The organism is Ochrobactrum sp. AP1BH01-1 (genome assembly GCF_018066705.1).
In the GTDB taxonomy this organism is placed as follows: Bacteria; Pseudomonadota; Alphaproteobacteria; order Rhizobiales; family Rhizobiaceae; genus Brucella.
In genome coordinates, this window is the sequence record NZ_JAGPOU010000001.1 from 1 (window position 1) to 20689 (window position 20689).

Below are 20689 nucleotides of genomic sequence, written 5' to 3' on the forward strand. Positions count from 1 at the left end.
GCGACGTGATGCGGTGCTGCGCAGCAGGAATGGCTCCGCACCGCAACCCGCCGCTACCGCCCCGAATACAGCAACCCAAAACCGCTGGAGCGAACTCAAAACTGGATAAAACTTGGGGGCAACGTCACCTGCCCCCGCAACCAATTCCTACGCTACGCTATCCAACAATAGCTCAAAACTACGATCCTCTGCGCTACAGCACTACGGTCATCGGCGCTAAATCCCCGACATCAAACACAAACTCCAAGATTAACAGGTGAAAAGCGGGCGCGAGTACTTAGGAAGCGATCGCTTGTTTGAGACATGCTCTTTCCCTGGGTAAGCTGAGTACAGCTTCTCTCCAGTTTTGATTGTTGGCAAAGAATGCTGACAGCGTCGACCCCGCGTGTGGCCGGCTTCACGTCTAGCGCGCATCTTGCGGCGATCAATGTTGGCCTCAAGCCATCGCCCCTACGACGCAAACACCAATCCAACCAGCTTGGTCGTAGACGAGAGCCGACGCAACTGACTCCGTGGCACAGCCCGCCGAATAAAAGATCATGTAACCGGCGGTCAGCCTGCTGCGCGCTTCGAGCCGCACGCGGTAGATTAGGCTCTGGTTGGAGAACAGGCGATGCCTGACCAATGATCAGGCCTCGCCTGTTCAGGAGATAGCCTAGCGGCACCAATAGGAGAAGCCCGAGCCCGTAGCTGATCTGAGTGATGGTGATGACAAGCCCGACCATCGCATGGCTGTTCCGAATTCGTCAGCGATAGTGTAGAGCAGGGGCTGTGCATGATAGGCATTGGCAACAGCAAGGCCGCAGGCGACTGCGAACAATAGAGCCATGCCGCGGATAGCCTCGCAGTTGCACGCGATGCCTCCTCAGCAGCCTTAAATGTAAAGTTTGCAGACCTATCACCGTCCACCACGGCCTTGCCTTCTAGAGACATAAATCGCGCCATTGGTTTTTAATTGCAACCTTGAATAGGGCATTGAGTCGCCCGCGTGACATCTCTTCAGCGTTTTTTGAGTTCGACAGCCGAAGCGTCGGCTCGAACGAAGTGGAGAGGGCGCTGGGTCTGCCGGATAAAATCCCAGATTAAGATAGCGATCGCGTCCGGGGCGTCCTCAAGAGAGTAATGGCCCGCAGCGACGACATGCTTGACGGAGGCGTTGGAAAAAAGGGTGCTGAAGAGCGGCAGGAAATGCTCCGCCCGGAGCGTACGATCTGCCTCGCCCCAGATGGCCAGTGCAGGCTTCGCTCGAATAGCGCGGTCAGCCGCAGGATCAGGGATCTCGAACCTGTGTGCGCCCGTTGCGAATCCTTTCGCCCAGCCGATCGCACCGAGGCAGTCAGCCGGAGTTGCGAAAGGTGTGCCGTAGGCGGCGAGCCATGTATCAGTGATGATCGCGTTGTTCTCGAAACCGTTGAGCTTCAACGTACTCAGAATGTTGAAGCCAAGCTGCCCAAGCACTTGTTCGAGGCTGCCGTCGGCCGAGGCTTTCATGATCCACTGGAACCAGGGCGAGTGTGTGGCATTCGCCGTCACGCGTTCGAGAAGGTCGGGCTGTCCGAACGGCGTCGGTGCGTTGACCGAGATGATCCGACGAATGCGATCCGGATGCCGGGCGGCGAACCCCATGCCGACAGGGCCACCGAAATCATGCATCACGAGGGTGATGCCGCTGAGGTCGAGCGCGAGAACGAAGCGCTCCAAATTGTCAATATGGTCCTGCAGCCAATAGCTGCGATCGGGTCGCGTTTCGCTCTTTCCGAACCCCATGTGATCTGGAGCCACCACACGATGCGTTTGACTCAATGAGGCAATGAGGTGTCGGAACAGATAGCCCCAGGTGGGCTCGCCGTGCAGGCACAGCACGACCTCGCCGTCCCGAGGTCCTTCGTCGACATAGTGCATCTGGAAGCCGGGGACGCCGGTGAAGTGCGGCGCGAACGGAAAGGTGCCACCGAATGTGGCGTCGGATCGAATCATGGGAGGGATCTCTTTGAATGAGGGGATCGGGTGCGCCATGTGCTTGGCAGGCGATCAGCCCGCTGGCTGCGGTTTAGGCGCCAAGCGGCGGTTGCCGTCTGGTTGTCAGCCTCGCGATAGAAGATCTTGAGCCATCAATGTCGACGGTGCGGTAGTACATCATGCATATCTCCTTGCTCGCGCCCTGCAGGATGTGTGGTTTTAGTTAGCAACCAGTGGGCTTCTAGCGCTTGAGGTTTTTAATTGCAACCACTATGTTTCAGTAAATGACAAAGTCTGGCTCGGCCGGCTAACGTGGCCGAAGGTTGGGCTTATGGAGCAGGGCGGGGCGAGGGAGATCATATCGAGATGGCTAAAAGAATAAGCCACATGGACTCAATGTGTGGGGTGGCCAGGCCGCTGGACGCCATCGGGGACTGGTGGTCGTTGCTGATTATTCGCGACGCCTTCGACGGCCTGCGCCGGTTCGGGGAATTTCAGAAGAGCCTTGGACTGGCGAAGAACATTCTGGCAGCCCGTCTGCGCAATCTCGTGGCGCACGGCATCATAGATATGGCGCCTGCTTCGGATGGCAGTCCCTACCAGGAGTACGTCCTGACGGAGAAGGGGCGGGGCCTGTTTCCGCTTCTTGTCGCCCTCAGGCAGTGGGGCGAGGATTTCTTCTTCGAGCCCGACGAGGCGCATGTGCTTCTGGTCGACAGGAAAGCCGGCCTACCAGTTCGCAGACTGGAGCTCCGATCACAGGATGGCCGTGTATTGGGTCCAGAAGATACGATCGTGCGCTTGCCCCCAGTTTCGCAGGAAAAAGCACGGAGCAGACCTGGGGGAAGTGGAGGCGCTCGAAATAGCGGGAAGAGCCCTCAAAGCGGATAATCTGTGGGGCGGCCGTTACGGCAAAGGCCACAGGTGCTCTACGAGCGCAACTTAGGCTTCCAGAGTGAGGTGCGTCGTATTGATCTCCTTCGACAATATGAGTGCGGAGCGCTTGTACGAGAGGCGGCGCCAAACCTCTCCGCGAGATGAAATAGGCCGGTAAGGCGTGCAGCACTCTGTCCCAGTTCCCGGAAATCGTGCGAACGGGGTCTGTTCGGCCGGCCTCGGATGGTGAACCGTATATATTCCGGCGTGGCTTTCGATTATATCCATATCGTGGATTGTGCCCATTGCCGCGTATGATTGTCCGTGACGTCGAAACACGGAGGCGTCATGGATGCAAGACAAGACCGGCAGCAGCGAAGCCGCATGGCAGGAAGAGCTTTGCGCGGCGATAGTGCAGAAGCCCGCCTGTTCGTTGGGCTCAGCCTGCCGCTCGAGAACGCCCGGCTATCCCTTATCCCGACTCGGACTGGGAGGAGGGGTGACGAGCGTTGTCCCGAGGGCAGAGAGGATGTCGTCGTTAGGGCTGGCGTGGAAGTTCGGGCAGGCCGTCGAGCATGGATTGAGCCGCAGCTTCCAGGATTCTTGCAGCATCCCTGCGCCGCTTGTCCGCCAGACGCTTCTCGCCGAGGATTCTGAACGTTTCGCCTCCAAAAGATTCCATGATGTCGGGAAGGCGGCGTACCGCGCCTCGGCCGCCCCAGCAGCCATCGTCGATTTCCGTCGGAAATACCCAGGCGCGCTTTGCGATCTCCTCTGCGGACGTGCCCTCCGCGCGCGCCAGCGCCGCGACCACTTCCTTCACCAAACTGGCCCTTGCCGCGTCGGTGTACTGTCCTTCAGGAACGGACGGTACAACACGATAGATCGGTGCGGGCGCGGGTGCGCCCGCACGATAGACCGCAGCCGGGCGGTGCACGAAGATCCAGCTGACATCGCGTACTCGCGGATTTTGTGGATCGAGACCTTCGTGGCGTATCAGAATCTCGGTGAGTTCGTTCATCAGCGACGCCTCGGCGTCGGCGACAAGTGCGCCTTGGGGTATAAAAATATCGACCATGGGCATTGTAATCACCTCGTTAATGGTTGTTCATCGCCGCATCTTTACGGATTGACGGCATTCCCGAAAGTGGCCAAATTGCCATTTTTAGTGGGAATTCGGTCACGCCAATGACGTTGATACGCATCTGGGTTTACGATGGCATCTTGGCGTCCGGGGTATCCGGGCCGGTGGATATATTCACGGCAGCCAATCATTTCGGAGCAAAGGAAGCTGGCGACCGAAGCCAAGTCTCCCGGATATTCACCTGCCGCATCGAATCCCTCGATGGTCAGCCGGTGCAGACAGCCTCCGGCCAGATCATCGCGGTTGACGGCAAGATCGATGCCCGCAAACGCGCCGACGCCATTCTCGTCACGGCGCCGTTCATCGCGAACATGGACAGCTTCATCGCGCGTCGCGACCTGTTGCAAGCGCTGTCCGTCGCGCTGCAACGCCAGCACGCCGCGGGGGCGATCGTCGCCTCCTACTGCACTGGCGCCTACCTGCTGGCCGAGGCCGGGTTGCTCGATAGTCGGATAGCCACCACGCATTGGGCCCGAACGGCAGATTTCGCACGCCGCTATCCGCGAACCGAGCTTCGCGCTCATGAGATTTTGACGGAGCAGGAGCGCATCCTGTGCAGTGGCGCTGTGACATCCTTCCTCAATCTGGCCGTTCGTCTCGTTGAGATATTCGCAGGTCGCCAGCTTGCCACGATCACGGCGAAAGCCATGCTGATCGACATCGGCCGGATTTCGCAAGCGTCCTATGCGACGCTGCTCGGCGAGCACGGGCACACCGATCGTCTGGTGGCTCAAGCGCAGCAGCGGATGGAAGCGACCCTCGCCCGGGAGTTTCGCTTGTCCGAGCTTGCTGCCGATCTCGCCGTGAGCGAGCGCACACTCCACAGGCGCTTCAGGGAGGCGGTGGGGGATGGGCCTTTGGGTTATCTCCAGACATTGCGCGTAGAAGTGGCCAAGCGCTTGCTGGAAACCGGCCAGGTGAGCTTCGAGGCCGTCAGCGAGCAAGTCGGCTATCGCGATGTCGGTACTTTTCGCGAGCTCTTCAAGCGAAAGACGGGCTTATCCCCACGCGAGTATCAACGCCGATTCGCGACCGCACCTCTTTCAAATTCCCGTCCATGAATCGGTCGCCGGTTCTGGAGTGACGGGGCGGGCTACATCAGACTGTTTGCTCGAAGTTGATGGAGCATCACTGCGGTTAGGCTCCCGCTGACCAGCGCAGTAGCGTGGTCATGCTTGGGCAAAGCTCTAGCTTTGCCATATCAACCTCGTACGAGCACGAGATCGCGGGGGGGGGGGGCAATCACGCGGATGGAAAAAATCCGGCTGAGCCGCGAGCGTTGGCATGATATCTCGACGAACTGCTGCCCGAGCTGGCAGAGGCGATTGGACGCGCGCTCGTCGCTGAGCTGGACATCGCCGCAGTCAAGGATCTCAGCCGTTGCGCCTTGGTTTACCGCCGACCAAGAGCTTGCGTTACGCAAGCTGGAACATTAGATTGCCGCAAAGTATTAGGGGGGAGCGCGGCATGTGGACTCAGTCAACTTTCACTGAAAAATTTCAGATCGCTTTTCCTATTATCCAAGGACCGTTCGGCGGGGGCCTTTCTTCAACGCTGCTGGCGGCAAAGGTTTCGAATGCTGGTGGTCTAGGCTCCTATGGGGCCAACGCGTTGCCTCCAGCGCAAATCAGCGCAGTGGTCGAGGAGATCCGAGCGCAGACCGACAAACCTTTTTCGGTCAATTTATGGGTCAGCGACGGGTCGGAGCCGACACCGACCGTAACGGAGCTTGAGCACGCCCTCACGCGGCTGCAACCTTTCTATGACGCCCTCGGGGTGGGTCGACCACCAGTACCAACCCACTTTGGTCAGGACTACCGCGAGCAAATCGAGGCGATACTGGCAGCGCGCCCGCCAGCGCTCAGTTTCGTATTTGGTGTACCATCGGCGACAATTGTCGATGAGTGCCATGCGCGTGGCATTCTGACCATCGGCACCGCGACGACCGTCGCCGAGGCGCGTGCCGTTGAAGTGGCCGGACTCGATGCGGTCGTGGCCACCGGCTTTGAGGCTGGTGGCCATCGCCCCTCGTTCCTGCAAGAGGCCGAAGAATGCCTTACAGGCACGCTGGCGCTGGTGCCGCAAGTAGTGGATTCCGTGCGCATCCCCGTGATCGCGGCGGGTGGTATCGCCGATGCGCGCGGTATTGCCGCGGCGCTGGCGCTTGGGGCGCAAGGCGTGCAGATCGGAACAGCCTTCCTCGCCTGTGATGAGTCCGGAGCGCCGGCGGTTCACAAAGAAGCCATGCTTGCCACCGGTCCACGCGACACCGCACTTAGCCGCGCGTTCAGCGGTCGCCTGGCGCGCAGCCTACGAAATGGCTTCATGGATGAAATGGCTCCGTACATCGCCGAGCTGCCGCCTTTCCCTGTCCGCAATTGGCTCAGTGGTACACTGCGTAAGGCGGCGATCGAGCAGGGGCGGAGTGACCTCATCTCGATGCAGGCTGGGCAGGCCGCGCCCCTGATCCATCGGCGCAATGCAACGGAACTTATGGGTGACTTGATCCGCGAGACGGCCCTGTTACTTGCGCGCATGTCCTCCGGCGAAACTGGGGCGGCGCCAGCCGACGTCTAGAGGGGAGCGATCGCGTCAATCCGTGGAGGCGTGTGACCGGCCGGGAGGATCGATCGCGATCAGGCGCGTCCAGGCCGCCAACCGTTCAAAGATCGGATCGTGATGACGCGCGGCGTGGACGGGAGAGGAAGGATGTGTGTCGAGGAAGAATGGGCTTATCGCAATCAGATACTCATTCGGGCCGTCATGGTTCCAACATTTCTTTCGCGGTCAATTTCGCTTCATGAACGGCGCTGCCAGATGCCCGCAGGATCGAGTCACTGCCGCACGAGGCTGGCGGCGGCGTCACCGGCGCTTTCGATGTAGCTGGGGTCCCGGTGAAGCAGTGCGACGGCAAAGGCCCCGTCGAGCAGCAGGATGATCTGCCGCGCCAGCTGCCGTGCTGCGTCGGGTGCCCGCGTCCGATCGAAGATCGAGTAGAGCCAGTCCTCGACCCGTTTCTTGTGGACCCGTCCAACCTTAAGGGCGGGGTGGCCAGGCAGATGAAATAGTTCGACCGAGGTGCGCTGGAAGCCGCATCCCTTCCACTTCGGGTGCCGGGCCGCCGCCGCGAGATGCTTGAATATTTCCCTTATCCTATCGGACGCATCTCCATCCGCCTCCTCATACCAACGCTGGAACAGCAGCAGGTTCGGCTGGTCGCGCATTTCCAGATAGGCGGCGATCAGGTCATCCTTGCTGCGGAAGTGGTAATAGAGCGTCCGTTTTGTCAGCCCTGCCTTTTCCGCGACGGCATCGACGCTGACGCGTCCGATGCCTTCTGAATGAAAGAGCTTTGCCGCAGCCTCGACGATGCGATTGCGTGTTGGTTTTGCTGTGTGGGGCATATGCCCTTGTATACCATCCAGTCGATATACACAATCGGGCCGCACATCTGCGGGGCGGCCCGATGAAACGGATGGTCGAAGGCGCGTCCTTCCACCTATACGGCTGGCGCGTTGATCGACCAGGATCCCGGATAGCTCGGCCTGCGACGCGCGATCCAGGCATCGAGCCCTTCGCGCAAATCGGCGGTCGGGGCCATTCGGGCGAATTGTTCGCCCTCAATGAGAAGCCCCTCGGCGATGCTCAGATTGACGCCGCGCGTCACCGCCCGAAGGATGCTTGCGGCCGCCAGCGGCGAATGCCGCAGAATGCGCCCCGCCAGATCGCGGGCCACCGGCAGGAGATCGTCATGGGCCACAACCTGGTTGACAAGGCCCAGTTCGCACGCGCGCTGCGGAGTGAACGCATCACCGGTCAGCAGCAGTTCGAGTGCGCGTTTGCGCCCGGCCAGGCGCGGCAGGCGCTGGGTTCCGCCGAAGGTGGGCGGCATGCCGAGATTGATTTCCGGTTTGGCAAAGGAGGCGCGGTCGCTGGCAATGGCGAGCGGCACGGCCTCGGTTATCTCGCAGCCGCCGCCAAAGGCAATCCCGTTGACGGCCGCGATAATGGGCTTGGGAAATGCCTCCAGCCGTGCCGTCAGCCGCTGGCCGCGCGTGACGAAATCCCGCATGACGACATCGGCCCCGGCGGCGACGCTCTTCGAGAATTCGTGAATGTCTCCGCCGGCGGAAAACGCGCGCTCCCCGGCGCCGGTCAGAATGACCGCGCGAATGGCGTCATCGGTTTCGATGGCATCCAGCAATTCCAAAAGCCGGTCGATTAGCGCGTAGCTCAGCGCATTGAGCTTCTCCGGCCGGTTGAGTGTGAGGGTTATGATTGCATCGTTGTGCTCAGTCAGTACGAGATCGGTCATCGGTTTTCTCTTCCATGTCTCCAATGCCCCCACGATCTCTCCTTAAGCGCCATTTGTATATTCACTAGTCAGTATACATAATGCCGGTGCGCCGGGCGTATTGGTCTCAATAGCCGACCTGAGCGGCTGTCGCTACAGGATGATCGGCCCAAGCTGTCGCTCATTTTTCATGTAAGGCTTCAGCGCACGATTTGTCGGATAGTGGAGTTCTGTGGCGGTAATGGCATCCATCATCTGAGCCCATACACCAGCCTTCTGCCATCTCACGAAGCCGTTGTAGCAAGTGGTGCGAGGGCCATAGCATTCCGATAAGCCGCGCCAGGGCGACCAGATCGCAGCGCCGGGAATACGCCATTCAGTCCGCGCCGACCATCTACGCGCGACATGCCCCTTGGTTTATTGGGCAAGAGAGGTTCGATCTCTGCCCACTCGAAATAGGTCAGATGTTGTGTCGCAAATTTTTGATTGGACCGGAGTCAGACTGATCACCAGATACACTTATGCTGCGAGTTCAGCGAAGACTTGGAATGGCGAGCGGTTGTCATTGGCGAATTGGTTCTTGCGGATCATGTGGGCGACCTCGATGCCGACAAGGGTAGTCGACGCCGAATGAAACGCCTTGAAACCCATCATCGGTTTTGTAAGCCGCTTGATGCAGCGATGGTCCTGTTCAAGGATATTGTTGAGATATTTGATCTGGCGGATTTCAATGATGTCGCCCGTTCCGGTGAATTTCAGGATTGTGTTCATGGCCTGCAAGCCAGACAGATTGGCTCCGCTCTTGTCGATAACAACCTTCTCGGGAACGCCTTTGGCGGCGATGGCCTTCTTGAAAAAATCGGCGTGCTGCAGCCAGATCCCGGCGTTCTGACAGCATGAAATCAAGTGTTTGGCCATCGCGGTCAATCGCCCGATACAAGTAGACCCATTTGCCCCGAACCTTGAGATGGGTCTCATCAACACGCCAGGAGCTGACCGTAGGTCGCTTGCGCATTTGAGACTGTGCGGCGATCTGAGAAGAGTACCGGATAACCCACCGGCTCAGCGTAGCATGGTCAACGACTATGCCGCGCTCAGCCAGAATCTCCTGGAGCTCGCGATAGGAAACCGGATAGCGAACGTAAAAGAACACCGCATGCAGGATGACACCTTTGGGAAATGAGCGCCCTTGAATTCGACTGCCATCTGCTTCACGCCTATCCTCCATTATGCATAAGCACAGTGGCATAACGCGCAAACGATGAAAATTTGCGACACTACCGACGGGCTTTGCGTCAGGCGGATATCACTCAATAACGCGGTGCGATGGTAAGCGCGAAGATCCCGTATTTTGTTACCAATATCTGACGTCGGTGTACTAGCTCTTGTCCATGGCGGACAACAAAGTCGCTCGCATCTCGTTGGCAACCTCTCTCAAAACCGACGTGAATTTTTCCGCGGCCGCTGAACCCGACTTGCGAGCCGGACGCCACACCACAAGCGTATAAGGCACGGCGACACTGAACCTTCTCAGAACCACTCCGCCCTTGCCCAGATAGCTTGCAGCGGTCAGCGGATTGATGATCGACACGCCCACCCCGGCTGAAACCATCGAGCATACGCTGCCAGCCGTCGTCGTTTCGACTGCATAGCTGCGCGAGACGCCTGCCGCAAAGAAGATGTCGTCCAGCTTTCGTCGGTACGGATCGTCTTGAGAGAAGTAAACAAACGGCACATCATTGAAATCTTCCGGCACGAGCAGCCTCTTTGCCAAGAGGCGATGCCCGAATGGCAGAACACAAACGAGTTCACCCACGTCAATCCGCTGTGAGATCACCCCCTGATACTCGAACCGCCCCTCGGTGACTCCGAGGTCAAACACGGTCGTCGCCATTTCGTGTTGCAGCGACCATTCCTCTAGGGAATGCAGTGAAAGATGAACGGTTGGACGTTGTTTCAACAACCTTTGTGCCACTCGGGGGATAATGGCTTCGGCATAGGCGGGGATGGTCGCGACCCGACAGTTTGCCGCGTTGTGGGTCCGTATCGCCGAAGCAGCGCGACTGATTTCCTCCATACCCACAAAGGCACGGCGCACGACCTCGTGCAGCAGAAGCGCTTGGTTGGTTGGCGTGAGTCGTTTGCCAAAGCGAAGAAAGAGCTCGAAGCCGATCCGCTGCTCCATATCACGCAACTCGCGGCTGATCGTGGGCTGCGATGTCCCCAGTGACGCCGCCGCCGCGATCATGGTCTTGTTGATCATGATCGCGTTGAAAATCTCCAATTGCCTTTGATTGAGCCGCACGGTTCAGCCTCACCGGTATTTATAGTTGAATAGGTTAGCCGTGAACACGGCTGTAAACGGCGCCGGAGCGTTATATCAGAACCGAATAAGAAAGCCGCATCAATTATTTCCCTCCCGCATCATGCTCTGAAATCATGGTGTGACGCGGGACCTATAGTTGTGATGGATAGATGATAAATCGTAGAGAAACGATGAGAAATGATCGCGATAATGACCGAAAGTGGCTCTCCTACCGCAGCCGCAACCTATATATCGAGGATGTCTGTCTGAGCGCCGTCGCACATGCGGTGTCGACGCCCTTTTATTGCTATTCCTCGGATGCCATCCGCTCCACCTACGCGCACCTTGCAACCGCCGTCCATCCCATCGGGGCTTCCATTTGCTTTGCGGTCAAGGCGAACAGCAACATCTCGGTGCTACGTCTGCTGTCCGACCTCGGTTGCGGTATGGACATTGTCTCCGGCGGCGAGCTGGAGCGCGCGCTGGCCGCAGGAGTGCCGGCATCGAAGATCATCTTTTCCGGTGTCGGCAAGACCCGTGCAGAAATCGTCCGTGCGATCAAGGTGGGTATCCATCAGATTAACGTGGAGTCGTCTGCCGAAATCACGACCGTTGCCGAGGTGGCACGTTCCCTCGGCAAGCGCGCACCCGTCGCAATCCGCGTCAATCCCGATATCGATGCCAAAACACACGCAAAGATCACGACAGCCACGAAAGAGAGCAAGTTCGGCATCGCGATCGGTGATGTGGCGAACATCTACGCCGAAGCTGCTGCACGGCCCGAGCTGGAACTGGTTGGCGTCGCGGTTCACATCGGATCACAGATCCAGGATATGACACCGTTTCGCAAAGCCTTTGCGGCGATGGCTGACCTTGTAACGTCGATGCGCGACCAAGGTCTGGCTGTCCCGCGCCTCGATCTCGGCGGCGGCATCGGCATCGCTGACGATGGAAAAGCTGGTCCGGATATCGCCGAGTATGCCGCGATCATCCATGAGACCGTCGGCAATCTCGGCTGCAAGGTGACTGTCGAGCCGGGCCGCTGGCTGGTGGGACGGGCGGGTTTGCTCGTCACTGAGCTGCTTTATCTGAAAAACATGGCGAACGGCCCCATGGGGATTCTGGATGCCGGGATGAACGATCTGATGCGCCCGGCACTCTACGACGCACACCACCCCATCCTCCCGCTTCGCGCGCCGCAAGCAGGTGAACAAGCCCCCGCCTACAGCCTCGTCGGCCCGATCTGCGAAAGCACCGACAAGTTCGGATCCTATGAAGGGCTTGGCACACTCAACGCGGGCGATCTGCTCGCCTTTGACTGTGCCGGAGCCTATGGCGCTTCGATGGCATCGACGTACAACTCCCGCGATCTCGTTGCGGAGGTCCTTGTCGACGGAAATCGCTTCAGAACGGTCCGCCATAGGCAGGATATCGGCGAGATGCTGAAGCTTGAGCAAGCGGGGGCATGGCAGGTTGCTAGCCCATCGGAGGGCGCGCACGAGCCGATGATGGCCCGCGGTACAGGCTGAACCGGACACGGGTCCGACAATGAGACCGCCGGGAAAGGACGCCGCGATTGTCGTGGCCGCCGACCCGGATGGGGAACTAAAAAGAAGGGAACGAAAATGCTCAATAGGGTCAAATTTCTGATGGCAACGGGGCTTGTGACGCTTGCCCTGACCACCAGCGGCCTTGCGGCCGACCACGTACTTCGGATCGCCTACCAGGAGGATCCGAAGACTGTCGACGTTCAGATGACGCAGGATTTCTATACGCTGCCTCTCAACGTCTACGATCGCCTCGTGGAAGCAGAGACAAACGGCCCCGGTCAGACACAGCTGGTGCCTGGCCTCGCCGAGCGTTGGGAAATCTCCGAAGACGGCAAGACGTACACATTCCATCTTCGCCAGGGCGTGCTCTTCCACAATGGTGAGGAACTGACGGCAGACGACGTGGTCTACACCTTCGGGCGCATGCTTGATCCCAAGACCAAGGCCCTCAGCACCGACATCCTCAACTTCGTGGATGGCGCCGCGGAGCGCTTGGAAGGGACCGCTACTTCGGTTCCCGGATTGCAGGCGGTGGATAAGTACACTGTCAAGATCGTCCTGAAGGAACCCTATGCAGCCTTTATCGCGCTGCTCGCCAGCCCGGGCGCCTCGATCTACAACCGGAAATTCACAGAGCCGCTCGGCGATCAATATGGACTGACGCCTGAGACGACCAACGGCACCGGCCCTTTCATCCTGAAGGAATACAACCTCAACGACAACCAGATCCTCGAAGCCAACGAAAAGTATTTCAAGGGCCGTCCGAAGCTCGACGAGATCATCATCCGCGTCGTTGCGGATCCAGAAACGCTGCGCCTCCTGTTTGAATCGGGCGAGCTGGATGTTTTCGACATCGATTATGCGCCAACGCAGCTCCCCTACTTTATCGGGAGCGATCAGTGGAAAGACCAGGTTCGGTCGGGCCCTCGCGTCGGCATGTACTACTACCATATCAACCAGGCACTGAAGCCCTTCGACGACGTTCGCGTCCGCAAGGCGTTCCAGATGGCGATCAATCGCGATGAAATTCTCCAGAAGAATTTCTACGGCAAGGGTGCGATCGAGAACGGCGTCATCCCGCGCGGCATCAGCTGCTACACCGCTGCCACACCGATCGAATACAACCCGGCAAAAGCCAAGCAGCTTCTGGCAGAGGCGGGCTATCCCAATGGTGTGGACATCAACCTCACGCAGGTCAGCAGCTGGTCCTCGAAGTGGTCCGACATGAACCAGATCATTCAGGCCCAGATCAAGGAGGCCGGGTTCAACGCGCAGATCAAGACGATGGACGAGTCGGCCTACTTCGCCAGCCGCAAGGCTGGCACGGTCGACAACTACACGCAGAACTGGTCCGCTGACTTCAACGATCCGGACAACTTCTTCTACACGTTTTTCAGCAAGAGCGGCACGGCAGTTCGCGGTTACAACAACAACGACGAGGAGGTCTTCGCAGCACTCGACAAGGCCCGCTCGATGACCAATGCCGAGGAGCGCTGCGAGCTCTATCAGAAGATGACCGACAAGATCGTGCAGGAAGACGCCGCCTGGGTGCCGATGTTCAGCCTCGACCACGCCTATGTGGTTCAGCCGCGGGTGAAGAACTTCGTGGTGCCGTGGAACGGTTGGAGCGATATGAGCTACTACAAGATGGAAGTCGAATAAGACGTTTCTGCTGGCGGGCGTTGGTAACCCAACGCCCGCACACTCGTTTCCACTTCTTGTAGAACCAACCTCCCTGCGCCTGCGGTGTCGCGAGGCTGAGTGAAAGATTTCTTTCGATGCTGACCTTCGTAATAAAGCGTATCGCGATCTCGATCCCTGTTCTGATCGGCATCACGGCGCTGCTTTTCATCATGCTCAACGTGATTCCCGGCGACCCCATCGCGCTCTTGATGAAGGAGCATGCGAGCGCAGACGTTATCGCGCGCGTTCGGGCCCAGATGCACCTCGATGATCCGCTCCTCACGCGGTACTTCCGGTTCCTCTTTGCTGCCCTCCAGGGCGATCTCGGTGTTTCGATCAAGCTCAATCGAGACGTGACGACGCTGATCCTGAACGCCTTCCCCAACACCCTTATCCTCACCATCTGCGCGGCGCTCGTTTCGTGGGTGATCGGTATCCCCGTGGGTGTATTGTCGGCGGTGCGGCGCGACTCCCTGGTCGACCATCTCTTCATGGGCTTTTCGCTGATTGGCGTGTCAATGCCGATCTTCTGGTCGGCTCTGCTGATGCAGTACGTCTTCGCCCTGAAGCTGAAATGGCTGCCTGTATCAGGGTTCTACGGCTACCAGTACGTGATCATGCCGGCCATCGTTCTTGGTTGGAGCTCCGCCGGTGTGATCGCCCGTCTCACCCGCTCCAGCCTTCTTGAAGTGATGCGCCATGACTACATTCGCACAGCGCGTGCCAAAGGCCTGCGTGAACTGCTTGTCATCCGCCGGCATGCGCTCAAGAACGCTCTCATCCCGGTTGTCACCATCATGGCGATCCAAGTCGCAGGGCTTCTTTCCGGCGCCGTTATTACAGAGGCGATCTTCGGCATTCCAGGAGTGGGCCGCATCTCCGTCAGTGCCATTCAGTCGCGCGACATGCCTCTTTTGCAGGGCTCCGTGCTTTTCGCCACCGCGCTCGTGATCCTGGGCAATCTCGTCGCAGATATTCTCTATTCCGTCCTCGACCCCCGCATTCGCAATGAAATGAAGGGAGACTCGAAATGACAGAGATCCCAGAGGGCAACGTGGACGTCATTGACGATGCCGGCAACGACAGCTTCCTGCGCGACGGCATCGGGGTTTTTGCGAAGAACCGCATGGCGATGGTCGGACTGATCCTGGTCGGCCTTCTGGTCTTCGTGGCGCTTTTTATTCCGTTCATAAGCCCCCACGATCCCTATCGCGTGGCCATGGACGAACAATTCTTGCCACCCTCCGCCACGTTTTGGCTGGGAACAGACAACTTTGGCCGGGATCTGTTGACCCGTATTCTCTACGGGGCGCGGATTTCGCTGATCGTCGGCATCGTTCCGAGCTTCATCTCTTTGATGATGGGAGCTGTTTTGGGCATCATCAGCGGCTACCTTGGCGGTCGGATCGACTTCATCATCATGAGGCTCGCCGATATGATGATTGCTTTCCCCTCGCTGTTGCTCGCGATGGTGGTGATGTACACGCTCGGGGCGAACCTCTTCAACATTTTCATCGCCTTGAGCCTCGTCGGTTGGGCCGGTGTCGCCCGTGTCGTGCGTGCCCAGACACTTGCGGTCAAGGAGAAGGAGTTCATCGAGGCAGCACGCGCCAATGGTACGAAGAAGGTGAAGATCATGAGCAGTCACATCTTTCCCAATGTCGTCCCGACCCTGATCGTGCTGTTTTCGCTCAGCATCCCCGAGGCGATCATGTGGGAATCGAGCCTCAGTTTTCTCGGGGTGGGCGTCCAGCCGCCGGAGGCGAGTTGGGGACTTCTGGTGGCCAAGGGTAAGGAGTACATCTTCTCGGCTCCGCTTGTTGCCATCATGCCGGGGGTGGCGATCCTGATAACGGTGCTGGCATTCAATTTTGTTGGCGATGGCCTGCGGGACGCGCTCGATCCCTACATGAAAGATTGATGAGCGCGATGATGACAGATCAGGCTAACTTGCTGAGCGTGCGTAACCTTCGCACGGAATTCAAAACACAAAACGGACCTGTCCGGGTCGTCGACGGCGTTTCGTTCAACGTCGGGCGTGGCAAAATCGTCGGCCTCGTCGGCGAGTCCGGTTCCGGAAAAAGCATGACGGCGCTGTCGCTGATGGGGCTCGTGCCCACTCCGCCGGGAACGGTGAACGCCGACAGCATCATGCTCAACGGAACCGACTTGGCGCGACTGAACAGGGACGAGTTACGCCGCTGGCGTGGTCGGGAAATCGCGATGGTGTTTCAGGAGCCCATGACGTCGCTGAACCCGGTCAAGACCATGGTCCAGCAGGTCGGCGAGCCGCTCGCCATCCACACCAATCTTGGCAAGCGCGCCATCCGCGAGAAGGTTCTGCGCATGTTCGAGACTGTCGGCATTCCGGAGCCTGTTGCACGGCTGGACGTCTATCCGCATCAGCTGTCGGGTGGTCTCAGGCAGCGGGCGATGATCGCCATGGGTCTTATCTGCGAACCGCAGCTCTTGATTGCCGACGAACCGACGACGGCGCTCGACGTGACGACCCAGGCACAGATCCTGCGGCTGATGATGGCGCTTCGCGACAGGGTCGGTACAGCGATCGTCATGATCACGCATGACCTCGGGATCATTGCCGAGATGTGCGACGAGGTGAACGTGATGTATGCCGGTCAGATCGTCGAGCGCGCCAACGTTTTCGACCTCTTCGATCGGCCTTCACATCCCTATACCAGAGGTCTGCTTGCCTCGATCCCGATGGCAACGGAAAAGCGCACGGCCACGCGCATGAACAGCATTCCGGGTGTGGTGCCCAATCTCGCGAAGCTTCCCACGGGCTGTCGATTCCATCCGCGCTGCGCTGACGCGATGCCGATCTGCAAGCTGAAGTCGCCTGAACTGACCGATCTGGGCAACGGGCATCAGGCCCGCTGCTGGCTGCACGACAAACAAGGAGGAAAAGCGTGAGCGAAGTCCTCATTTCAGCCGAGGGGTTGAGCAAGCACTACCACATCGGCTCTGGTTTCTTCCGCCCGGAGCGGGTGGTCCGTGCGGTGGACGGCATCGATCTCGAAATTCGCGAAAGGGAGACCTTCGCACTGGTGGGCGAGTCGGGCTGTGGCAAGACAACGCTCGGCCGCGTGATGCTGCGTCTGATCGAGCGGAGCGCCGGCACTGTGCGGTATCGCGGCCAGGACCTGCACACGCTGGACGAAGCTGCGATGCGGGCGATGCGCAAGAAGCTGCAGATCGTCTTTCAGGATCCCTACGCTTCGCTTAACCCCCGCATGCGGATCAAGGACATACTGGCGGAACCACTGCGCGCGCACGGTTTCGGGACCGAGGCCGAGATCGAGAAGCACTGCGGCGAACTGCTCGACATGGTCGGACTGCGCCGGCAGCTCCTGCGCCGCTACCCCCACCAGTTCAGCGGCGGGCAACGACAGCGCATCGGCATCGCACGCGCACTTGCCAACAGCCCGGAGTTCGTTGTCTGCGACGAGGCCGTCTCCGCACTCGACGTCTCGATCCAAGCGCAGGTGCTCAACCTCTTGCGTGACCTGCAGGAACAGCTGAAACTCACCTATCTGTTTATCACGCACGACCTCAGCGTCGTGCGCCAGTTTGCCGATCGCGTGGGAGTGATGTTCCTTGGGCGGATGGTGGAGGTCGGAACGACGGAAGAGATTTTCTCCAATCCTCGCCATCCATACACGATGTTTCTGATCTCGGCGGTCCCACGCCCTGATCCGCATCAGAGAAGCCGCGAAAGGCCGATGCTGGTCGGCGACATTCCAAGTCCGATGAACCTGCCGTCAGGATGTCGTTTTCATACGCGCTGCCCCTATGCCCAGGCGATCTGCAGAAGCGAGGAGCCAGCGTTGTCACACCATGGTGGCCGGGCCGTCGCATGTCATTTTCCCTTGGATCGGTGATCGGGGTGTTTCACGTCAAGGAAGGAGTTTAGGCTTGGATTTGATCGTATCTCGAAACGGGGATGGCTGGCGGGCCGCCTATGGAGACAAGCACTGGCGCTGCGCTATTGGCCGCGGCGGTTTGCGCGCTGCAAGCGAAAAGGTCGAGGGAGATGGTGCGAGCCCGATCGGGCGTTGGCCAATCCGCAAAGTCTTGTACCGTGCTGACCGGATCGCCAAACCGGAATCGCCGTTTCGGACAGGTGCCATTGATCGCTTGGACGGCTGGTGTGACGCCCCCTCGCATCCGGACTACAATCGCCAGGTAAAGCTGCCCTTTGCCGCAAGTCACGAAGAGCTCTGGATGGATGACGATCTCTACGACATCGTCGTCGTTCTGGGCCACAACGATGAGCCACCGGTCGCAGGCGCGGGTAGTGCCGTCTTTCTGCACATAGCCCGTCCAGATTACACGCCTACGGCGGGATGCGCGGCGCTTTCGCGGGATAATCTGCTGACGTTCCTGACGCTGGCTGGGCCTTCAACCCACCTCGTATTCTCTGACAGGGCCTGATGACAGGCACCGTCGCCGTCGAGCCCTGGCTCCAAGCGGCGGCCCGGCGGTCTTTCTCTCGTTCCTAACCATGCGCTCGGCATGGTGTTCCCAACACAGATCTCTTCATCATGACAGCCATTGATGCCGCCGCGCTCGATCGAATGCTCAATCTCCTGCCGCGCCGATACAAAGGGCCGGGTGGTGTCGCCGGGGTGGGCAAGGATGGGCAGGTGATAGCCCACCATGCCTTGGGATTTGCCGACATGTACCGGCGGCTACGCGCTTGCCGATCTGCTCGCTCTCCAAGCAATTCACCTGTGCGCTGCTGTTGGAGCAGTTCGAGGATCCGGTCGCCCTCGACCTCCATGTGAGGGACTTTATTCCCGACTACCGCGATACGCTGCCAACAGTGGAGCAGCTCCGCCATAGCCAGTCAGGCCTGCGCGAGGCTCTGTCGCAAATTTTTCTGGTTTTCCGCGCTATTGCGTCTGGGCTATGTATGGCCGAAGAGAGTGTGAAGCGGATGGCAGTCGCATTCAAGGGCGCACATTTTCGCAAAAGTATCATCCTGCATGCGGCCCTCTTTTACGTGCGCTATCCGGTTTCCTATCGCGAGCTTCAGGAGACGACGGCCTGCCAACGGACGCGACCAGATGAGATTGTGGAACCTCTCACGTGAGAACAGACGCGCCATTGGCGATGCCCTTCCCTGTATGTTTCAAAAAAGGGAGGCCCCCGAGTTCGTGATCCCGGGGGCCTCAGTATGGCGGAAGGAAGGTGTTCTACCGCCTTACTTTCTTACCACTTGACCTTGAAGCCGACGGTGCCCTTGAGACTGTAGCTGTCGGCGAAGTGGTTAAGTCCTGTGTTGATCGAGCCTTCGCCACAGACGGCATATTTGTTGTCGGCCCAGGCATAGGTGCCGCCGGCACCGATGCCGCCCCAGGTCCGGTCATTGTCGGTGTCGAAATCGACACCCGCCACATTGACCGATGAGCCGCCCAGCATCTCCTGATAGAGATTGGCAATGCCGTAGACGGTGGTGTTGACCATCAGGCCGTCCTCACCCTTCCAGGCATTGGCATAGTTGGCCGCAATCCCGATCCGCCCGATCAGGCTGTCGCCATCATGCAGGCTGACATGGCTGTCCCATACATCGTTGAAGCCATTGGCATTGATCGAGGAATAGATGAGCTGTGCCTGCGGGGTCAGCGACCAGTTCTGGTCGATGGCGATCCGCTGGCCGGCTTCGATGCTCAGCGCATAACCGGTTGCCTTGCGACCATCGGCAAGGCCGGTATTGGCCGTATCCGAGTTCAGGTCGCTGTCGAACCACGTCACCTGTGCCTGACCGTCGACATAAAAGCCGTTATTGCCATACCATGTCGTGGTGGCGCCAAGGCGGTTGTGTCGCAAATTTTTGATTGGACCAGAGTCAGACTGATCACCAGATACAATTATGCTGCGAGTTCAGCGAAGACTTGGAATGGCGAGCGGTTGTCATTGGAGAACCGCTGCGACGCTGGAACGTCATGGTCGGGCCGGATGATCTCTCCGGTTACACTGGGCCTGCGCGAGTTGGGCGTCGCGATCGTCTGCGTCGACGCACGTCCGGCGCATCAGAACGTGAAGCGATGGAGGCCAACAAGACCAATCTGCGCGATGCAGTCTGGCTCGCGCAGCTGCGGCGTACGGGCTTCTACAAGGAGGCGCATACCAAAACACCGGCAGCGCATGGTGCGCGGCTCGCCGATCGCAAACGTCCGCGTTGAACTCACTCCACTCAGTTTTTCATCGGGAGCGTCATCTCCTCATAGTCGCCCTCAGGGGACTTTCCGTAACCGACTACGGTGAAACCGTGGCGTTGGTAAAATTCCTTAGCACGCGGATTCTTGACGAGACATTTGAGGCGATAGGGTCGAACCGGCCATTCGCGAATTGCTCGTAAAAGGGCACTCCCGACGCCGAGGCCTCGCCATTGGCTACTCACATAGAGCATGTGAATGAAGTCATCGGCGGTCCAAACAGAAATGAAGCCGAAGATGTTGCCTTTGCCCGAGCGCGCGACGAGGATAGTTTCGCCTGACGAGTGTTCGCTGAAATCCTCGAGCCGGAAGATGCCGGGATTGGCCCGATCAATCGTTTCCCGCCTCACATCGAGATAGATTTGTGCAAGCGTAGGCAGGTCTGTCAGCGCAGGTTTTCCTATAGTTATTTCCATATGTATTGAGTTCCGTAACTTTTTTATCGAGGCTCAGCACCGATAATGCATATTTTAGCAGAGCTATTTTCATATGTTGAGTTCGACCGGACAACCACGTTGGCAGAGTGAATCTTTTGCACTTCCCGAGTCGTTCGAGAAGGGCAAGTCCACTCGCTTGGTCTAACCGAATAAACGGCAAAATGCATGAGGGCGCGCCGGTCCGAACTCGCGACGGCGCAAT

The 20689-nt window shown here is 58.9% G+C and carries 17 protein-coding genes and 4 pseudogenes; 12 read left to right on the top strand and 9 right to left on the bottom strand.

The annotated features are described in order from the left end of the window. Positions 1 to 999: 999 nt before the first annotated feature. Positions 1000 to 1977, bottom strand: coding sequence for an alpha/beta fold hydrolase (locus tag J9800_RS00005; RefSeq protein ID WP_114217405.1), 978 nt, complete (start codon positions 1975 to 1977; stop codon positions 1000 to 1002). 348 nt (positions 1978 to 2325) lie between these two features. Here J9800_RS00005 and J9800_RS00010 point away from each other — a divergent pair, with 348 nt between their 5' ends. After that, positions 2326 to 2850, top strand: coding sequence for a winged helix-turn-helix transcriptional regulator (locus J9800_RS00010; RefSeq protein WP_114217406.1), 525 nt, complete (start codon positions 2326 to 2328; stop codon positions 2848 to 2850). Positions 2851 to 3373: 523 nt separating this feature from the next. On the opposite strand, the gene J9800_RS00015 is transcribed toward J9800_RS00010, so the two are convergent. Next, entirely contained in the window at positions 3374 to 3913 is a 540-nt protein-coding gene (locus J9800_RS00015) for a Tautomerase enzyme (protein ID WP_286191434.1), read from the bottom strand. Between the two features lie 110 nt (positions 3914 to 4023). Between J9800_RS00015 and J9800_RS00020 the strand changes: the two genes are divergently transcribed. Further along, positions 4024 to 5040, top strand: a complete 1017-nt coding sequence (locus tag J9800_RS00020; protein WP_114217408.1) for a GlxA family transcriptional regulator — start codon at positions 4024 to 4026, stop codon at positions 5038 to 5040. 406 nt (positions 5041 to 5446) lie between these two features. Next, positions 5447 to 6556: an NAD(P)H-dependent flavin oxidoreductase gene (locus J9800_RS00025; RefSeq protein ID WP_114217409.1), complete on the top strand. Its 1110-nt coding sequence runs from the start codon at positions 5447 to 5449 to the stop codon at positions 6554 to 6556. Positions 6557 to 6813: 257 nt separating this feature from the next. On the opposite strand, the gene J9800_RS00030 is transcribed toward J9800_RS00025, so the two are convergent. From J9800_RS00030 to J9800_RS00050, 5 genes and pseudogenes are all read right to left on the bottom strand, one after another. After that, a complete protein-coding gene (locus J9800_RS00030; RefSeq protein ID WP_114217410.1) occupies positions 6814 to 7383 on the bottom strand; it encodes a TetR/AcrR family transcriptional regulator in 570 nt (189 codons plus the stop codon). A 95-nt stretch (positions 7384 to 7478) separates the two neighbouring features. Further along, positions 7479 to 8294, bottom strand: a complete 816-nt coding sequence (locus J9800_RS00035; protein WP_114217411.1) for a crotonase/enoyl-CoA hydratase family protein — start codon at positions 8292 to 8294, stop codon at positions 7479 to 7481. A 213-nt stretch (positions 8295 to 8507) separates the two neighbouring features. Then, positions 8508 to 8737: pseudogene (locus J9800_RS00040) on the bottom strand (transposase); the annotation flags it as partial. Between the two features lie 55 nt (positions 8738 to 8792). Then, positions 8793 to 9479: pseudogene (locus J9800_RS00045) on the bottom strand (IS6 family transposase). Between the two features lie 172 nt (positions 9480 to 9651). After that, positions 9652 to 10578 carry a LysR substrate-binding domain-containing protein gene (locus tag J9800_RS00050; protein ID WP_114217412.1) on the bottom strand — a complete coding sequence of 309 codons (927 nt, stop codon included), beginning with the start codon at positions 10576 to 10578 and terminating at the stop codon, positions 9652 to 9654. A gap of 191 nt (positions 10579 to 10769) precedes the next feature. Between J9800_RS00050 and lysA the strand changes: the two genes are divergently transcribed. The 8 genes and pseudogenes from lysA to J9800_RS21985 form a co-directional block, all read left to right on the top strand. Further along, positions 10770 to 12107 (top strand): diaminopimelate decarboxylase, encoded by a 1338-nt coding sequence (gene lysA / locus J9800_RS00055; RefSeq protein ID WP_114217413.1) that lies wholly within the window; start codon positions 10770 to 10772, stop codon positions 12105 to 12107. A gap of 96 nt (positions 12108 to 12203) precedes the next feature. Further along, complete coding sequence (locus J9800_RS00060) at positions 12204 to 13790, top strand: ABC transporter substrate-binding protein (RefSeq protein WP_114217414.1); 1587 nt, start codon at positions 12204 to 12206, stop codon at positions 13788 to 13790. 116 nt (positions 13791 to 13906) lie between these two features. Continuing rightward, positions 13907 to 14845, top strand: coding sequence for an ABC transporter permease (locus tag J9800_RS00065; RefSeq protein WP_114217415.1), 939 nt, complete (start codon positions 13907 to 13909; stop codon positions 14843 to 14845). Beyond that, positions 14842 to 15732: an ABC transporter permease gene (locus tag J9800_RS00070; RefSeq protein ID WP_114217416.1), complete on the top strand. Its 891-nt coding sequence runs from the start codon at positions 14842 to 14844 to the stop codon at positions 15730 to 15732. The genes J9800_RS00065 and J9800_RS00070 overlap by 4 nt, the downstream gene beginning before the upstream one ends. Before the next feature lie 11 nt (positions 15733 to 15743). Further along, positions 15744 to 16742, top strand: a complete 999-nt coding sequence (locus J9800_RS00075) for an ABC transporter ATP-binding protein (RefSeq protein ID WP_114217421.1) — start codon at positions 15744 to 15746, stop codon at positions 16740 to 16742. Then, entirely contained in the window at positions 16739 to 17710 is a 972-nt protein-coding gene (locus J9800_RS00080) for an ABC transporter ATP-binding protein (protein ID WP_114217417.1), read from the top strand. Before J9800_RS00075 ends, J9800_RS00080 begins: the two co-directional genes overlap by 4 nt. Before the next feature lie 34 nt (positions 17711 to 17744). Continuing rightward, positions 17745 to 18263 carry a L,D-transpeptidase family protein gene (locus tag J9800_RS00085; RefSeq protein ID WP_114217418.1) on the top strand — a complete coding sequence of 173 codons (519 nt, stop codon included), beginning with the start codon at positions 17745 to 17747 and terminating at the stop codon, positions 18261 to 18263. A gap of 505 nt (positions 18264 to 18768) precedes the next feature. Continuing rightward, positions 18769 to 18879 (top strand): annotated as a pseudogene (locus J9800_RS21985) (IS6 family transposase); the annotation flags it as partial. Positions 18880 to 19043: 164 nt separating this feature from the next. On the opposite strand, the pseudogene J9800_RS00095 reads toward J9800_RS21985, so the two are convergent. Further along, a pseudogene (locus J9800_RS00095) lies at positions 19044 to 19646 on the bottom strand (autotransporter outer membrane beta-barrel domain-containing protein); the annotation flags it as partial. Between the two features lie 131 nt (positions 19647 to 19777). Between J9800_RS00095 and J9800_RS00100 the strand changes: the two are divergent. Further along, positions 19778 to 20017 carry a hypothetical protein gene (locus J9800_RS00100; protein WP_114215227.1) on the top strand — a complete coding sequence of 80 codons (240 nt, stop codon included), beginning with the start codon at positions 19778 to 19780 and terminating at the stop codon, positions 20015 to 20017. Positions 20018 to 20028: 11 nt separating this feature from the next. Here the strand turns inward: J9800_RS00100 and J9800_RS00105 are convergent, their stop codons facing one another. Continuing rightward, positions 20029 to 20466 (bottom strand): GNAT family N-acetyltransferase, encoded by a 438-nt coding sequence (locus tag J9800_RS00105; protein ID WP_114215226.1) that lies wholly within the window; start codon positions 20464 to 20466, stop codon positions 20029 to 20031. Positions 20467 to 20689 lie beyond the last annotated feature (223 nt).

Excerpts from the sequence above, each read along its gene's own strand:
- J9800_RS00105 (WP_114215226.1), bottom strand. The coding sequence starts at position 20,466 with ATGGAAATAACTATAGGAAAACCTGCGCTGACAGACCTGCCTACGCTT.
- J9800_RS00020 (WP_114217408.1), top strand. The coding sequence starts at position 4,024 with ATGACGTTGATACGCATCTGGGTTTACGATGGCATCTTGGCGTCCGGG.
- lysA (WP_114217413.1), top strand. The coding sequence starts at position 10,770 with ATGAGAAATGATCGCGATAATGACCGAAAGTGGCTCTCCTACCGCAGC.
- J9800_RS00015 (WP_286191434.1), bottom strand. The coding sequence starts at position 3,913 with ATGGTCGATATTTTTATACCCCAAGGCGCACTTGTCGCCGACGCCGAG.
- J9800_RS00035 (WP_114217411.1), bottom strand. The coding sequence starts at position 8,294 with ATGACCGATCTCGTACTGACTGAGCACAACGATGCAATCATAACCCTC.
- J9800_RS00025 (WP_114217409.1), top strand. The coding sequence starts at position 5,447 with ATGTGGACTCAGTCAACTTTCACTGAAAAATTTCAGATCGCTTTTCCT.
- J9800_RS00065 (WP_114217415.1), top strand. The coding sequence starts at position 13,907 with ATGCTGACCTTCGTAATAAAGCGTATCGCGATCTCGATCCCTGTTCTG.
- J9800_RS00060 (WP_114217414.1), top strand. The coding sequence starts at position 12,204 with ATGCTCAATAGGGTCAAATTTCTGATGGCAACGGGGCTTGTGACGCTT.
- J9800_RS00075 (WP_114217421.1), top strand. The coding sequence starts at position 15,744 with ATGACAGATCAGGCTAACTTGCTGAGCGTGCGTAACCTTCGCACGGAA.
- J9800_RS00070 (WP_114217416.1), top strand. The coding sequence starts at position 14,842 with ATGACAGAGATCCCAGAGGGCAACGTGGACGTCATTGACGATGCCGGC.
- J9800_RS00005 (WP_114217405.1), bottom strand. The coding sequence starts at position 1,977 with ATGATTCGATCCGACGCCACATTCGGTGGCACCTTTCCGTTCGCGCCG.
- J9800_RS00100 (WP_114215227.1), top strand. The coding sequence starts at position 19,778 with ATGGTCGGGCCGGATGATCTCTCCGGTTACACTGGGCCTGCGCGAGTT.
- J9800_RS00010 (WP_114217406.1), top strand. The coding sequence starts at position 2,326 with ATGGCTAAAAGAATAAGCCACATGGACTCAATGTGTGGGGTGGCCAGG.
- J9800_RS00030 (WP_114217410.1), bottom strand. The coding sequence starts at position 7,383 with ATGCCCCACACAGCAAAACCAACACGCAATCGCATCGTCGAGGCTGCG.